Source organism: Dokdonia pacifica (assembly GCF_900188275.1).
Lineage (GTDB): Bacteria > Bacteroidota > Bacteroidia > Flavobacteriales > Flavobacteriaceae > Dokdonia > Dokdonia pacifica.
Map to the genome: position 1 here is coordinate 631,022 of NZ_FZNY01000002.1, position 17,924 is coordinate 648,945.

At 35.1% G+C, this 17,924-nt stretch carries 11 protein-coding genes; 10 read left to right on the plus strand and 1 reads right to left on the minus strand.

The window, feature by feature from the left end:
* The first annotated feature begins 38 nt into the window (after positions 1–38).
* From CHB80_RS09985 to CHB80_RS10000, 4 genes are all read left to right on the plus strand, one after another.
* The gene (locus CHB80_RS09985) at positions 39–542 is read left to right on the plus strand and encodes an SRPBCC family protein (protein WP_089371299.1); all 504 of its coding nucleotides are present in this window, start codon (positions 39–41) and stop codon (positions 540–542) included.
* Between the two features lie 16 nt (positions 543–558).
* Positions 559–1,173: an SRPBCC family protein gene (locus CHB80_RS09990; protein WP_089371300.1), complete on the plus strand. Its 615-nt coding sequence runs from the start codon at positions 559–561 to the stop codon at positions 1,171–1,173.
* Between the two features lie 2 nt (positions 1,174–1,175).
* Positions 1,176–1,529 carry a nuclear transport factor 2 family protein gene (locus tag CHB80_RS09995; RefSeq protein WP_089371301.1) on the plus strand — a complete coding sequence of 118 codons (354 nt, stop codon included), beginning with the start codon at positions 1,176–1,178 and terminating at the stop codon, positions 1,527–1,529.
* Positions 1,530–1,683: 154 nt separating this feature from the next.
* Positions 1,684–2,766 (plus strand): DUF2652 domain-containing protein, encoded by a 1,083-nt coding sequence (locus CHB80_RS10000; protein WP_089371302.1) that lies wholly within the window; start codon positions 1,684–1,686, stop codon positions 2,764–2,766.
* A gap of 8 nt (positions 2,767–2,774) precedes the next feature.
* Here CHB80_RS10000 and holA read toward each other — a convergent pair whose 3' ends face one another.
* Positions 2,775–3,779, minus strand: a complete 1,005-nt coding sequence (holA, locus tag CHB80_RS10005; RefSeq protein ID WP_089371303.1) for a DNA polymerase III subunit delta — start codon at positions 3,777–3,779, stop codon at positions 2,775–2,777.
* Between the two features lie 36 nt (positions 3,780–3,815).
* Here holA and CHB80_RS10010 point away from each other — a divergent pair, with 36 nt between their 5' ends.
* The 6 genes from CHB80_RS10010 to CHB80_RS10035 all read left to right on the plus strand — a co-directional run.
* Positions 3,816–4,265, plus strand: a complete 450-nt coding sequence (locus CHB80_RS10010) for a type I restriction enzyme HsdR N-terminal domain-containing protein (RefSeq protein ID WP_089371304.1) — start codon at positions 3,816–3,818, stop codon at positions 4,263–4,265.
* Between the two features lie 45 nt (positions 4,266–4,310).
* Positions 4,311–5,312, plus strand: a complete 1,002-nt coding sequence (locus CHB80_RS10015) for a glycosyltransferase family 2 protein (RefSeq protein WP_089371305.1) — start codon at positions 4,311–4,313, stop codon at positions 5,310–5,312.
* A 79-nt stretch (positions 5,313–5,391) separates the two neighbouring features.
* A complete protein-coding gene (locus CHB80_RS10020; protein WP_089371306.1) occupies positions 5,392–6,261 on the plus strand; it encodes an OmpA/MotB family protein in 870 nt (289 codons plus the stop codon).
* Positions 6,262–6,580: 319 nt separating this feature from the next.
* A complete protein-coding gene (locus CHB80_RS10025) occupies positions 6,581–11,560 on the plus strand; it encodes a M14 family zinc carboxypeptidase (protein WP_089371307.1) in 4,980 nt (1,659 codons plus the stop codon).
* 14 nt (positions 11,561–11,574) lie between these two features.
* The gene (locus CHB80_RS10030) at positions 11,575–11,781 is read left to right on the plus strand and encodes a PID-CTERM protein-sorting domain-containing protein (protein WP_089371308.1); all 207 of its coding nucleotides are present in this window, start codon (positions 11,575–11,577) and stop codon (positions 11,779–11,781) included.
* Between the two features lie 269 nt (positions 11,782–12,050).
* A partial coding sequence (locus tag CHB80_RS10035) for a choice-of-anchor D domain-containing protein (RefSeq protein ID WP_089371309.1) occupies positions 12,051–17,924 on the plus strand: 5,874 nt, incomplete at its 3' end.

The following is a 17,924-nucleotide window of genomic DNA, read 5'->3' on the forward strand; positions in this document are numbered from 1 at the left end:
TTCTAATCTCGCTTTCGCGAAAACAAAACCAGATACCTATGAAAGTCAATAAGACAATACAAATTAATGCATCAGCGGTTACCGTCTGGGAAACGCTATTCAAAAACTATGGCCAAGCCTGTGATTGGGCTAGCACTGTAAATGAATCGAAACTACGTGAAGCTGTAGGATCGAAATACGGAGGAAGAACTTGTTCAACCACTTTTGGTGATGTAAGTGAGATTATAGACCATGTAAATGAAGAAACCATGGAACTACAATATCATCTTGATGATACGCCCTTTATTATGAAAGCCGCTACAGCACACTGGAAAGTAACATCCGCAAGTGTTAATACCTCTGAAGTTACTATGCATCTAGATGTCACTTTAGCAACACTCCCTGGTTTCTTAATGGGTTGGCTAATAAAACCCAAAATGCGTAAAGACATTTATCAAACTATAGATGATCTAAAATATTTTATAGAAAATGGAGAACAATCTGAAGTAAAGAAGAAATCTGACGCTAAATATTTCAAGAAAAAAGGCAAAAAAGCCGCATAACCTTAAAACATAAAAAATGAAAAATAAATCAATTGTATTCATAGTCATTGCCATCATGGCAACTACTTTCTCTTTTGCGCAATCCATGGAGAAAAGTTTTAGAACTGTACACGTAGAACTTATAATCAATGCTCCAGCAGAAAGAGTATGGGAAGCAATGGTGCTAGATTATGGAGAAATTTCAAACTTCTCTCCATATATCTATACATCTGAATACACTAACGGATCTTTAAAAGGAGAAGTGGGTGCAGAGCGTAAATGCAATTTTAATGAAAAAGGTACGCAATGGTCTAAGGAACGTATTGCAGCTATTGACACTAAAAATATGGTGATGCGCAATGTAGTTATAGATGGTGCAAAGCTTCCATTAAATTTTGATAATTCTCAAGCATTTTATCGTGTAAAAGATAATGGGGATGGAACCTCAACGGCTTCCTATGAATTTCAATTTAGAACGAAACCTGCATTTCTTGGTTTTATAGCAAAAGGCTGGTTTAAAAAACAAATGTCTGGAACTTTAGTAGGATTAAAACATTATATAGAAACCGGAGAAAGAGTAACAGGCGGAACAGATACCTACAAAGAAATAAAAGGAAATTATCCCAAAGCAACAATCGTTAAAACCAACTAAAAATGACAAATCAAGAAGTAGCAAATAGATTGGTGAGTCTTTTGAGAGATGGAAAATTTGAGACCGTGTATGATGAACTTTTCCATCAAGATGCACATCATATAGAGCCACAATCAGAATATTTTTCAGATATAAAGGGTATTGTAGCTATTAAAGCAAAAGATGCTGCGATGCAAGAAAATATTACAGGTGTTGAAGCAATGGAAGTTGGAGATGCAATTATTGCAAAAAACTACATAGCGATACCCTATAAAATGACGGTCATTCTTAAAGATGGAAATAAATGGCCGCTAGATGAAATTATTGTTTACAAAATCGAAAATGGCAAGATCATTTCTGAACAATTTTTCTATTAAAATTTTAGTGGTTGATAGTGAATTATCCCTCATAGTCATTAAATAAACTATGGGGGATTTTTATGCAATATAAAATTAAGATTACCTTGATATATTAACAAATCTTTTACGACTAATGCTAGAAATCATGTTTGAATATTTTTACCTTTAGTGTATGCCAAAATCATTACTTTTTATTCCAGATATTTCAGGATTTACAAAATTTGTTCAAACAACAGAGGCAGAACATAGTCAGCATGTTATTGCAGAACTTCTGGAAGTCCTTATAGAAGCAAATACACAACAATTACGGCTTGCTGAAGTAGAAGGTGATGCATTGTTTTTTTATAAAGAAGGGCAAATACTCTCTCAGGAAAAGCTTTTAGCGCAAATTGAAACGATGTATACTGCTTTTTACAGTCATCTTAAATTACTAGAAAAAAACAGAATTTGCCCGTGTTTAGCATGTTCAAGTGCTGTAAATCTCGAACTTAAGATTGTAGCGCATGTGGGTGAATTACAATTCATAGAAGTTCAGAATAATAGAAAACCTTTTGGAGAAGCAGTGATCAAAGCCCATCGATTACTCAAAAACTCTGTAGAGAGTGATAATTATGTGCTTTTAAGTAAAGAACTGGCTACAGAAATCAAAATGCCCTTAGATTATAAAAGTTCCTTATTCCGCTTTCGCGAAAGCGTAAACACCTATGATGATTTCCCTGTGCATTATATTTTTTCTGAAATCGCTGTAAATAATTTAAAACTGCAGCCCTTCCAACAGGGACAAACAGTCAATTTTTTACGACTTCCAGATGTCCAACTTGAACGCACTTTTCCTGTAAAAGCAGAAAAGTTATTAGAATTGATTACGAACTATAAGTACAGGCATTTATGGGCTGAAGGCGCTGATGAAATACACTATGATGAAAATGAAGTAACCCGATTAGATTCAGAACATATGTGTGTGATTGGGGGTAAACATTTTAATTTTAAAGTTGTAAACAAACCTCCTAAAACCGATGAAATCGTATATGGAGAGTACACAACAAACCCGCCACCTGTGGATGCACTCTATCAGTTTTATAGTGTTAAACCAATTTCTGATAACAGCTCACTACTGACAGTAGAGCTTTTTTGGGAAGCACGATCTATTTTTAAGAAAATAATGATTGCATTGGTTGTAAAAAATGGATTCAAAAAAAATATTAAAAGTGCCTTACATAAACTGCATGAGGTAGTTGCAAATGATCTAAGTTAAATACAGGATCACCCCATAATTTTTACGAGTAATTCCTTGAGTATATCTGGTGTTGCAAAAGCACTTGACCCTACGCCTTTACTCTTTACATCTGCTTCTCGTAAAAGAGCAATAGCTGCACTCACGCGCTTCATAGGATAATGACGTGCCGCTGTTGTATATTCACCTACAAAGTATGGATTTACACCTAGTGCTTTGGCAACAGAGCTTTTATCTTTTTGAGGAAGTCCGTGGTATTTAAGAAGATTAGAGAAAAAACCATATAAAGAAGATATGGTAAGTACTAATGGATTATCTTTTGGGTTTTGTGTAAAGTATAAACTAATACGCTGTGCTTTTACAATATCACGCTCTCCAACTGCCTTACGAAGTTCGAAATTATTGAAATCTTTACTGATTCCTATATTCTCTTCAATGGCTTCTGGAGTAATTTCACTTCCTTTTGGAAGGATGAGCATTAATTTTTTTATTTCGTTATTTACTTTACTTAGGTCCGTACCTAAATATTCTACAAGAATATGTGCTGCTTTAGGGTTGATTTGATAGCCTTTTTGGGTCACAATACCACGTAACCAATCCCCTACTTGGTTTTCATATAGCTTTTTACTCTCAAAGTGAACCCCACTTTTCTTAAGTACTTTAGCCAGCGGCTTTCTACCATCTAGCTTTTTGTATTTATAGCATATCACTAATACCGTTGTGGGCTGAGGATTTTCTACATAAGATGCAAGCTTATCAATGGTACGTGAAAGATCCTGTGCTTCTTTTACAATCACTACTTGACGTTCTGCCATCATAGGGTATCGCTTAGCATTACTTACAATATCATCTACAGTAACATCACGCCCATACAAAACCATTTGATTAAATCCTTTTTCAGATTCATCTAGAATATTTGCCTCTATATAATGTGCTATCTCATCAATAAAATAGGACTCTTCACCGCTTAAAAAATAGATAGGGTGTATAATTCCATTCTGAAGGTCTGATAGTATTTTTTTTGCGTTTTGCACTATTGGGTTTTCCTATAAAAAAAGTAATTTGCAGTCATGCAAGCTCTCGATTTTCCAGCCTATGACTTTCGACTCAAAAATAGCGAAAACAAATCGTATATTTTTGACCCTATACGTAAAAAATTTATACTCCTCACTCCAGAAGAATGGGTACGACAACACGTATTACAATTCCTTATAAAAACCAAAGGTTATCCAGCAAGCCTTATTAACGTTGAAAAGGAAATCAAAATATACGATACCAAAAAGCGATATGATATTGTTATTTTTAATTCTGATGGGAGTATTTTCTTAATTGTAGAGTGCAAAAGACCTAAAGTCGCTATTACTCAAGCAGTATTTGACCAGATCGCTAGATATAATTTAAAATTAAAAGCCTCTTTACTTATGGTCACTAATGGTTTACATCATTACTACTGCGCCATGGATTTTGAGCAAGAACGGTATCACTTTTTAAAAGAAATCCCTAATTATATTATAAAATGATGTTTGGTATGCTTTCGCGAAAGCAAAAACCCTTTTATTTGCAACGTGAAAACAGCAATTGTTATACTTAACTGGAATGGACGTGCATTATTAGAACGTTTTTTAGAAAACGTGGTCAAACATAGTGCACATCTGGCAACTATATATGTAGCAGATAATGCTTCTACAGATAGCTCTGTAGCCTATTGCAAAGAGCACTTCTCGGAAGATGTGAAAATTATTCAAAATAAAGAAAACGGAGGATATGCAAAAGGGTATAATGATGCCTTACGTCATGTACAAGCAGATCTTTATGTATTGCTTAATAGTGATGTAAACGTAGAAAAAGGTTGGTTAGAACCTATGTTATCTGTTTTTGAGAATTCTCCATCTATTGCTGTAGCCCAACCTAAGATTAAAGATTTAAAGCGCCCTACCCATTTTGAATATGCAGGAGCCGCTGGAGGGTATATAGATGCGCTAGGATACCCCTATTGTAGAGGACGTATTTTTGATACTTGTGAAGAAGACACAGGACAATATAACGATACGGTTGATGTACTATGGGCTAGCGGAGCTTGTCTGTTTATAAGAGCAAATCAGTATTGGGAGGTAAATGGTCTAGACGAAGATTTTTTTGCGCATCAAGAAGAAATTGATCTTTGCTGGCGTATCAAAAATAAAGGGTATCGTATTGTTGCTGTGGGTAATAGTGAGGTTTTTCATTTAGGAGGAGCAACACTATCTTCTGCAAATCCCCAAAAAACATTTTATAACTTTAGAAATACTTTGTTTGCTGTCGTTAAAAACAGCCCTGGCTTAAAATATATACTACGTATATTAATGAGACTTGTACTAGATGGAATTGCAGGTGCTAAATTCTTATTAGAAGGAAAGCCAAAACATGTCTGGGCAATTATAAAAGCACATTTTAGTTTTTACAGCCACTACCCTAGTTTGCTTAAAAAAAGAAAGGCGCTAAAACAGCGTCAACATTATTATCAAATAAGGTCCATTGTTTTTAAATATTTCATAAAAAATAAAAAGTCGTATCGCGATCTTTTATAAAAACGATAAAAAACTGTTAATCGCTATTTTAACATTTCCATTTTTGGTACTTTTGAGTATAACTTGAAATACCCAGAATATGAAACGTATGCTATTAGCAAGTTGTGCAAGTTTACTATTACTTGCCTCTTGTGTATCAAAGAAAGAATATGCTGCCCTTGAAGCAAGACAACAAGAAACACAAGACTTATTAAATTCGGCTACTGTCAAATTAAATTCTTGTTTAGAAGAAAAAGCAAGTGCAACTACGCGTGTTGCTTCTCTAGAAGAGCGAATTGCTGAGTTACGAAGAGATAAGGATGAATTAATTCAAAGCTCAAAAGACTTAACAGTACTTACACAACAAGGAGCTACCAATTTAGAGAAGTCTCTTGAAAGTCTTAAAGAGAAAGATTTAAAAATAAATCGTTTACAAGATGCACTTACTAAGAAAGATAGTGTTACACTAGCACTAGTAACGAGCCTTAAGAAAGAAGTAGGTCTAGATGATCAAGACATTGAAATAAATGTAGAGAAAGGTGTGGTATTTATATCATTATCTGATAAAGTATTATTTAAAAGTGGAAGCTACAATATTACCAATAGAGCTAAAGAAATTCTTGGTAAAGTAGCAACTGTAATTAATGGCAAGCCTGATTTTGAAGCACTTGTAGAAGGTCATACAGATAACGTACCTTATAAAAAAGGAGTATTATTAGATAACTGGGATTTAAGTGCTAAACGTGCTACTGCTATTGTGCGTGCTCTTGTAGAGTTAGGTGCAAATCCATCTCAGTTAATTGCAGCTGGTAGAAGTGAGTATGTACCACTAGTACCTAATGATACTGCTGAAAATAAATCTACCAATAGACGTACTAAAATATATGTACTTCCTAAGATTGATCAATTCTATACCATGATAGAGGAAGAAATGAAAAACTTAGAAACTGGAGAAGAGGGAGGAGAATAAAGATCTCTTAAAATACAGTGTTAATTATAAAGACGACTACCATTTTGGTGGTCGTCTTTGTTTATAATTATAAAATCAATGCTAGCAATGCTATTAAATTCTTTATAAATTTAAGTGTTAATGCCATTTTTAAATCGTTATAAAAACATGCTATTTTATCGTTGAAATGCATAAAAAACAGGTTAAAATGCAAATTTTAACATTTATTACCCTTGTAAATTCAAAAATTTATCTAGATTAGCACCACCCAAATCATATATATAATAAATAGTAACCCCAAATTACTTTGACTAATAACAACTACCTACTTAAAACAACTATGAAAAAAACTACTCTCAAGCGCACTGCTCTTGCATGTGCGCTATCGTTATTTACTATCACTGGTTTTTTTGCGCAAGATGGACATGATCATGATCAGCATGATAATTTATCTGGTAAGCGTATTCTATTAAAGAATCCAACCAAAAATCAGTTAGTACAAGTTGCCGCGCTTGGATTAGACTTACACTGTGGAGCAAAACCAATTGGTGATGATTTAAGACTGGATATTGCTGGAAATGCTTTAGAAGAAATAAGCGCATTAGGACTTGATTATGAAATAGTAGAAGAAGATCTTTCTACATTCTATGCTAGAAGAGGTCAAGAAAGATTACCATTAGCCATACAACAACTAGAAGCTTTAAAAGTAAACTCACAAGGAGAAAATAGATCTTTTAGTGAAATGGAGGCTATTATTGACAACCCTATTCAATATGATGAGTGTGCTGAATTTAATTGGGTACCTCAAAATTTCCAATTAGGATCGATGGGAGGATGCCTTACTGTAGATGAAGCTTTAGCAGAATTAGACAGAATGAAATTATTATTTCCAGATCTGATCTCTACAAAAGCATCTGCATCTGCAATGGGAATGCAAACCAACGGTAATACTACTGGAAGTGGTACTACCGCTTCTGGTATTCCTATAGATTTTGATCCTCAAGATATTTTTTATGTGCGTATTTCTGATAATCCAGAAATGGATGAAGCAAACGAGCCTGAATCTTTAATTACTGGAATGATTCATGCACGTGAGGCGAGTAGTTTGATGAATATAATCTATTATATGTGGTATATATTAGAAAATTATGATCAAGACCCTGTCATTAAAAACATGATTGATAATCAAGAGCTTTATTTTGTTCCTATTATTAATCCTGATGGTTTAAGATGGAATGAAATTGTTCAGGATGGAAATTCTGGAGGTTTTCAACGTAAAAATTTACGTCCTGGTGTAAATGATAATGGAGCAGTAAGTAATGGAAATGTATTAAGAGGAATAGATTTAAATAGAAATTCTGATTATTACTGGGGCTTTGATAATGTAGGTTCTAGTGGTTTAACAACACAAGATACTTATAGAGGAGATTCTCCAGGCTCTGAAAATGAAATTATGATTATGCAAGAATTTGTAGGTGATCATGAATTTGAGACAGCTATTAATCATCATGCAGGATTGAACTCGATTGTAACAACTTCATATAATGGAGATCCAAGTGCATCATCAGGAAGAGAAGATGAGTTTCAAAACCTTATGCAAAATGTAACCCGTTATAACAGATATGTTCATGGTTCTGCGCCTAATACATTAACCAATGCCAATGGAGATATTAACGATTGGATGTTTGGAGGCCCAGTAGTAGTGTATGATCCCCTAGGCCCACTTACAAGTAATCCATCTATAGGTTCAGGGCAAGGAATTATTACATTCTCACCTGAAAATGGAGATGAGTTTTGGCCAGATCCTACAGAGTTTGTTACCATCGCTCAAAGAGCAATGCGTATAAATTTAATTACATCTCTGGCTGCTGGTAGATTTGCAAAATTATATGATCATACTGAAACGAATATTGATCAAATGAATGGTCAGTTAGACTTTGCGGTTGAAAACATAGGACAAACCTATGATGATGTTCCTAACACAACTACTAATTTCACATTACTTGTTGAAGCTGTTTCTGATAACATCATAATCACAACACCTAGTGCTACTGCATTAGATGCCATGAATGTATTAGAACAACGTTTAGTCACTGCTGCATATACATTAGACCCAGGCATTCAAGCTAATGATCCTATAGAATATAAAGTAACGTTAAGCAATGATGTTCATACTATTTATGAGGCCACATTTATAAAATATTATACCCCGACAGTAATTGTAAATGCTGATGGTATTTCAAACTGGAGTACAACTAGCTGGTCTGAAGTAACGACTGGTTTTAATGGAAGTACAAATGCAATTGCATCTACAACAACCTCATATGGAAATAGTAATGAAACATTTGTAACTCTTGCAAACCCTGTGAATCTTAGTGGTGTTGGTTCTGCCGTAATTCATTACAATGCTACTTGGGATATAGAGCGTAATTTTGACCTTGCACAATTAGAAGCAAGTACAGATGGGGGTGCTACATGGGTAGCGTTGTGTGGTAGGCATACACGACCAGCTGCAACGAGAGCGACAAGTTTTCACTTAACAAAAGGTGAAGCTGAAGAAAATTTTCAATCACTAAATGGTACGTACATTTATGATGGAGATATGTATGTAGATACTACAGATGATGCCACAGATAATCCTACTGCAAAATGGGTATTAGAAGAAGTATATATAGACCCTACTAATAACCCCGGTATCATTGGTAATAGTAGCGTACAGTTTAGATTTAAATTTGCTTCTGATACTTCTAACAGAGCCGATGGATATAATGTAGAGTTTAGAGGATTTAAATTTGATAATTTTAAAATTATCAATACAAGTATAGATGATAGAAGTTGTATCAATGGAGTCATTGATCAATTCCCGTATAGAGAAAGTTTTGAAAATGGAACAGGTACATTCTTTCAAGCAGGTGGTGATGATGGTGACTGGACATTAAACCTAGCTAGTCAAGGAACACCATCTGGCAATACTGGACCCGCTGGAGGAAATGGTGTTAAGTCTATACATGAGCAAAATTACGTATATACAGAAGCCTCTACAGATGGTTTAGGCTTTAATGCAACTGTTATATTACAAAGTAATTGTATAGATTTTACTAGTGAGTATAATGATATAGACTTAGCCTTCCATTACCATAGATTTGGATCTAACTTTGGTGTTAATAATGGTACACTAGATGTTCAGATAAGTGATGATGAAGGTGTCACTTGGACTAATATTGTTCCACAAATTTCTGGTGCATCTGTAAATGCATGGCAAGAAGTAACTGAAGACTTAACGGCTTACTCTGGTAAAGTAGTTCTTATCCGATTTGTTGCCGTTACTGGAAATGGTTTCAGAAGTGATTTAGCACTTGATAATATACGTATTACAGCTACTAAACAAGATTACATACATAGATTAGTAGGTGGTGTTCCTACTTGGGATCCTGCTGATCCAAGTGGAGTGGCTGGTTCTAATGATGATATTTTGGTATTATCAGGTAGCCCAACACTTACAGCCAATACTACAGCAAATGACATTTTAATTAATGATGGTGCAACACTAGACTTAGGAGCAAATACATTAAGTACTACAGGAAATATTACCAATAATGGAACATTAACAGCAAACAATGCGACAATTATTGCTCAGGGATCATTCCCTCACTCTTTTTCTGGAAATGCATTTGAAGTAGCACAATTAACAACGAATGTTACTAGTACATCACTTAGTTTAGATACTGGAGTTACAGTAAATCAACTCTTAACATTATCTAATGGAGAATTAGTAACTAACGATAACCTTACCTTATCTAGCAATGCGACACAATCTGCAATGATAGATCAAGTAACATCAGGAACCATAACTGGTAATGTTACTATAGAACGTTTTGTTCCAGCTAGAAGAGCTTTCCGATTTGTATCTAGTCCCGTAACAACTACAACGACTATACGTGAAAACTGGCAGGAAAACGGGGCTTCAGCTCCTGGTTTTGGAACACATATTACAGGTTCTACTACGGGAGATAATGGATTTGATGTGACACCATCTGGAAATCCATCGTTATTTACGTATGACAACAGTGCTGCAACACCAGCATTAACTCCTATTTCGGATACAGATATGAATACGCTAACAGCTGGTGAGGCTTACCTCCTATTTGTTCGTGGAGATCGTACTATAGACGTAACATCTAATAGTGCGACGCCTACTGATACAAGAGTTAGAGCTACAGGTACCGTTGTTACAGGTACAACAACAATATCGGGTACAGATATAAATCACAATGCAGGTAACTTCAACCTTATTGGAAACCCATACCAAGCAACAGTAGAGATGAATGGTATCGTTACAGCAGCTACAAATATTAATACCAATCAGTATTATGTATGGGATGCTACATTAGGAGCACGTGGAGCGTATGTAACAGTACTCCTTACAGGAACAGGTTCTTCAAATGGAGCTGGATCTGATGCAAATCATTTCTTACAACCATGGCAATCTGCTTTTGTAACAACAGCAACTACTGTAGGTGATAATTCAACTTCTATAAGCTTTAATGAAAGTGACAAAATGGTAGGTGAAGACACTACGATCTTTCTACTAGAAGATGACCCTATTGCTAATAATGCTCACATTATTGGTCAATTATACAGAACAGAAGCATTTAATGCTGGAGAAAAATTACAAGATAACTTTGTAATTCTATTCTCTCCTGACTTTAGTAATGACATTACTTTACAGGATGCAGAAAAGTTCTTTAATATTGATGAAAACATGGCCATCTCAAATGGAGATACGACCTTAAGTGTAGAACGTAGAACGATGCCTACACTAGATGACGAAATTCAATTATTCAATAATGCTTATAGAACAGATGCATATACATTACGTATAGAACAAACTGGACTTGAAGATGTAACTGCTTATGCAGAAGATACATTTACAGGAGAGTTATATGAGCTAGAAGAAGGAGAAAACTTTATAGAGTTTACGGTAGACTCTTCAATAGAAGCAAGTGTTGCTACTGATAGATTTAGAATCATTTTTGAAGAGAGTGCCTTAAGTACAGAAGATAATTTTATAGATGATATCGCTATGTTCCCTAACCCACTAGAAGGAGATCAATTATTGATTACCTCTACATTATTAAGAGGACAAGATGTTACTGTAAAAATTAATAATTTATTAGGACAAGTTGTATATAATAAAGAACGCAGTTTTAATGGAACTAATTTAGAAATAACTTCATTAGCAACACTGACAGATGGAATGTACTTTGTTACAATTACAACTACAACAGGAAGTATCACTAAGCGCCTAATTAAAAAATAAAAGCAATTATAATCATGAAAAATAAATATAGTATCAAATATCTTTGCTTTCTTGTACTTTTAGTAAGTGCACTTAGCATTACAACAGCTAATGCTCAAATCGTATTTCCTGATGATGTAGATGATGAAACACCAGCAGCTCCTATAGATGGATTTGTTGGACTTGGAATCGCTGCTGGAATTTATTTTGGCGTTAGAAAAAGAGCTGCCCAAAAAAAGTAAATAGATAAGCTTATAATATGTTAACAAAGAGGGGATTCAAGTTGGATTCCCTCTTTTTATGCTTTCGCGAAAGCGTAAACAACATAAACAACACTAAAATGTTAACTTTTTAAAGTTGAAAATTCTTAAAATATCGATGAAATACACAAATCATAGCCGAAAAACACAATTTTAACATTTTTTCTATTGTAGGATTAAGAAATTTACTAATTTAGTAGTCCCAAATCACTATAGAGTACCCAACACTTTATAGCAACAAAACCTACAAAATGAAAAAAATTACTTCATGTAGTACTTTATGTACTTTTATTTTAGTTGTTTTATTTTCAATTCAACCCTTATTTTCAATTAATAATTCGGCTACTTCTGACACTAGTGAGGAGGATGCATTTGCCTGTACAGGAACGGTTATCTCTACCTTTCCATATACAGAGAGCTTTGAAGGTGGTTTAGGAAACTGGACACAACCTACTGGTGATTCTGGAGATTGGACAAGAGACTCATTTAGAACTCCATCTAATAACACAGGTCCAGAACAAGCTAGTGATGGAACTTTCTTTTATTACACAGAAGCCTCTACGGGGGTTGGAGGTCTTGGGTCTGGCGCTACTGTATATTTAGTAAGTCCATGTATAGATATTACGGGAGAGTCTAATGCTTATTTTTCTTTTGATTATCATATGTTCGGAAGTCGTATGGGAACACTAGGTGTAGAAGTAAGTGACGATGCTGGTGGTTCTTGGACATCTGTATTTTCGATGTCTGGACAACAACAAAACGATGAAACAAGACCTTGGAGAAAGGAAGTTATAGATCTTTCTGCTTATTCAGGAAATACTATCAATATTAGATTTGTAGGTCTTACCGGTACTGGATTTGATAGTGATATGGCAGTAGATAATGTAGTGATAACTACAGAGCCTCAATATTGTGGTTCTGCTGCTATATATACCGTAAATGATGGAATTACTCGAGTTATTTTTAATACAATTGATAATAGTACTCCTTTATTAACAACTAGTTATTCTGACTTTACTTCACAATCTACAGATGTTACTATAGGGAATCCTTATAATCTTACAACAGAAATCGCTACTGCAACAGATCAAGGGTCTTTTACATTTCAAACCTATGCATGGATAGATTGGAATGGAGATGCAGACTTTGATGATCCTGGAGAATCTTATGATATGGGAACAGCTACCAATGTAGCGGGCGGAGGTACAACATTATCTCCTCGTTCTATTACGATACCTTCTGGAGCAGTAATTGGAACTACTAGAATGAGAATTTCCAGTAGAATAGATGATGGAAATGTACCTGCTCCATGTGATGCAGATAATGGATTTTTCGGAGAGGTAGAAGATTATACTATTAATATAATGTCTGGTATTCCTCAACCAGAAATGAATATTACTGGAATAGGAAATAATATACTGGATGGAGATACAACTCCATCTACTGCTGATGATACTGATTTTGGTAGTGTAGTGGTTGGAAATAATAATCCAAATACTTTTACTATTGAAAATTTAGGAGATTTAGCACTAAATCTTACGGGTGCATCTCCATATGTTACTATTACTGGAGCTGGAGCAACTCATTTTGCAGTTACTACAATCCCTAGTAATACGATCGCTATAGGAGGCACTACTACATTTGCTATTACGTATACTCCTACCATAGGAGGTACTCATAACGCTACCGTATCTATTGCTAATGACGATGCAAACGAAAACCCATATACCTTTAATATTACAGGTACTGGTGTAGGTCCTGAGCCAGAAATAGCAATCACTGGTATGGGAAATAATATCTTGGATGGAGATGTGACACCTAGTACTGTAGATGGAACTGATTTTGGATTCTTGCTTCCAGCTAGTTCTACATTTAGTGACTTTATAATAAGTAATACAGGTACTGCAAATCTATTATTAACAGATCCTTCTCCTTATGTAACAATTACTGGAGCAGGAGCTGCAGAATTCACATTAACGACTATTCCAAATCCAACCATTGGTACTAGTGGAGGGGCTACCACTTTCAGAATCACCTATAATCCTGCTGCTGTTGGGACACATACTGCTACCGTATCTATTGCAAATAATGATAGTGATGAAAATCCATATACGTTTGACATCTTAGGTGAAGCGCAAGCTTCTTTAATTCCTGAAATAGATATTACTGGATTAACAAATCCAATTGCAGATGGAGATACAACACCAGCACTTACAGATGGTACAGACTATGGTACTATTGATGTAGGGAATATTAATACCAATGATTTTGTTATTGAAAACAATGGTTCTGGTCTATTAACTTTAACTGGACCATCGCCGTATGTAACTATTACGGGGGCAGATGCAGCACAATTTTCTATTGCATCTATACCAAACAATATGATTAATGCATCCGATAATACGACTTTACAAATTAGCTATGCTCCATCTGCTGCGGGTACACACAGCGCAACAATTACTATTTTAAGTGATGATAGTGATGAAGGAACGTATACTTTCGATATTGAAGGTACTGCTGTCGTAAATACGGATCCATTAACCACTATTTACTATGAGAATTTTGATACAAACAATGGCGGTTGGACAGCTACAAATCCTGGAGGAAATAGTGTTTGGACCTATGGTACGAACACAACAGAAACGGGTACAGAAGGGAATTATTGGTATACAAGTAATTACAATAATTATGCTGCAAACTCTAATACGATTGTAACAAGCCCTGCTATTAGTACTACTGGACACAATAATTTAAGAATACAATTAGATATACGCCACCTTACAGAATTTGATACACAAGATGGGTTTCATATGGAATACTCTATTAATGGAGGTAGCTCTTGGGTACTTTTAGGAGCCTACTCTGCTACACCTGTTGATAACTGGTATAATGTAGATGATGTGACTGCTCTAGGATCTGGAGCCGATGGATGGGCAGGTCGTAATAATGACACAGGATCTTCTGCTACACAATCATCTTTTGTAGAAGCTGCTATTGCATTACCAACACAATTAAATAATAGAGCTGATGTACGCTTTAGATTAACCTTTGCGTCTGATGCCGATGGCTTTACAGATGATGGTGTTTGTTTTGACAATATATTTATATTTGGAGATCCTATTACAGCGCCTGGAGATCCTGCTCTTGGTCCTGGAGATGTAACTTCTAACCTTAAACTTTGGTTGAAATCTAATGTAGGAATAGGAGAAACAGATGGTAATGCTGTAAGTGCTTGGACAGACGAAGCTTTTGATAATGATGCTAGAGTTGCTAATCAAACAGCACCAACCTATTATGACAATAGTACAGAAAACATTAATCATAACCCTGTATTAAATTTTGACACTACAAATGATACAGAGTTAAAAGGAAAAGGAGGTTTTTATACAGACGAATACTGGATTGTAATGCAAGCCGATGGAAACATCAATAGCACATCTAGCTTAGAAGGTGTTATATCTGGTAGAGTAACTCCTCAGGATTTTGCAGAAGACGGAACAGGTTTCTGGATTAATCCAGGTTCTATACGTTTTAATGGTGTTGATAATATTGTAAGCCATATGATAGGGTCTACCCCTTCCAACCTTGCCAATGTAGATGGATTTAATTATGGAAGAGCACACACAAGTAATACAGATAGTTACGATAATGAAGTTATCATTTTTAATGTAAAGTATGATCCTATTTTAGATCAATCAGAAATCTATAAAAATGGTATTAGAATAGATGATTATACAGGTCGTACTTTTGATCAAGGTACTGGTTTTTCGGATGGGGAGTTACCATATGGTACTGTAAGAAATAATCCTTACACTATAGGTGTGGGTCGTATTACAGTAGCGGGAACACCATTTGATTCTCACTTTAATGGAAAAATTACGGAAGTAATTAGCTATGCTGCTCCAAATTCTATTACAGATCAATTAAAAATACAATCCTATTTAGCTATTAAAAATGGGATTACAAATCATGATATCAATAGTACAACAGCTACTGATCTTGGTGATGAAAACTATATAGATTCTGATAATAATATTATTTGGGATGTTGTAACACATGCAGGTTTTAATTATGATATTGCTGGTATAGGAAGAGATGATGATTCTGGATTGAATCAAAAACAATCTACTTCAGTTAACCCTGGATCTTTAGTAACCATGGGACTTACTGATATTTATGCTACTAACAATGATAATATTGCTAGTAATCCCAATACAATTACTAATCAGAACTTCTTAATGTGGGGGAATGATGATGCAGCACTTGCAGCTGCTTCTCCTATTGTAGTTGACATGAGTGCTGGTATATCTGGCTTAAACTCTGTCGTAGATTTTGTATCTATAGAACGTATCTGGAAAGTAGTAGAAACAGGATCTGTAGGTAGTGTAAAAGTATCTATACCTGAGGTATCTCTATCATCTACGTTAAATCCTCCTGGAGATTATTTAATGTTCGTATCAGACACACCTACTTTTAGTCCTACTTCAGAATATCGTATTATGAGTTTGAATGGGTCTGTACTAGAAGCAGAATATGACTTTAATGGTGTTAAGTATATCACTTTTGGATATGCTCCAGAATATGTATTCCAACGATCTATTACCTTTGATGGGGTACAGGATTACTTAGATGCAGGTGATGAGAATGAACTTGAACTTGCAGGAGCTTTTACTGTATCTGCTTGGATTAAGAGAATCAATAGTGATTATACCATTGTCTCTAAGCGTGATGCAGCATTCTCTGAAGGGTATGACGTTAGTGTAATTCCTTCAGGACAAGTAGAAATGTCTTGGTTTAATGGATCTGGAACAGAAGAAAATATACGTTCAAATACGCAGATTACAGAAAATGAATGGCATCAATTTGCTTTCACCTATGATGGATCTGATACTGCTAGAGTATATATAGATGGTGTGTTAGATGAAACAGAGCCAGGATTAAGTGCTCCAGTAGGAACTGCGCAATCTTTCCTTATTGCAGCAGCAGATGGAACTAACCCAGCCGACTTCTTTGAAGGAACAATAGACGAAGTACGTGTATGGAATATTGAATTATCTCAAGATCAGATTCGTTTTATAATGAATCAAGAGATAGAAGAAAATACAGATTTAAGAGTAAGAGGACGAATCGTCCCTCCTACGATTTCTAAAAATGAATTTGCAACTACCGATTGGGATGAAGTAGCTGCGTATTTCCCAATGAACATCTATACATTTACCAATGTAAAAGATGAATCTAATAATAACCTTATTGCTGCAATTCGTAATTTGGATACTGTAGATTTTCAAACAGCACCACTCCCATATGTGTCTGAAGTAGATGGAAACTGGGTTGACCAAGCAGCTTGGGAAAATGGAACAGGATTCCAAGTACCATTTAGCGCTTCTATAGTTGATAATACAGTGGATGTATCTTGGAATATTGTTCAGATAGGTCATAATGTTACTACAGCTAGAAATAATACTGTACTAGCATTAGATGTTCAAAGTGATGAACTGTCTATAGAAAATGACAGCAAAATTGAAGTGTCTCACTACCTGAAATTAGACGGTGTTCTAGATCTTGTAGGTGAGTCTCAATTAATCCAAACTGAAAATAGTGATTTGGATGCTACTAGTACGGGTTCTTTAGAAAGGGATCAACAAGGAACAGCAGATACATACTCTTATAATATTTGGTCTGCTCCTGTGAGTGTTATTAATAATTCTCAGATCAATTTAGATTACTCTGTAGGAAATATTATGAATGACGGTACTGACCCAGATAATCCATCGGTGATGAACTTTAGTGGAGGATTAAATGGTGCACCATCTTCTCCTATTACCATTAGTTCATTTTGGATGTTTAAATATGGAAATGGTATTGAAACATTCCAGTTTATTGGACCTTTTGGAAGTGTAAGTGTAGGTGAAGGATATACGATGAAAGGACCAGGTTCTGGTGGGATTGCAGATCCTCAGAACTATGTATTTGTTGGGAAACCAAATAATAGTACCGATGCCGAAGAAATTATTGTTCCAGCTATTGCAAATAGAGATTATATGGTAGGAAACCCATTCCCATCTGCTTTAGATGCAAACGATTTTATCAATGATAATCCACACCTTGATGGAACCCTTTACTTC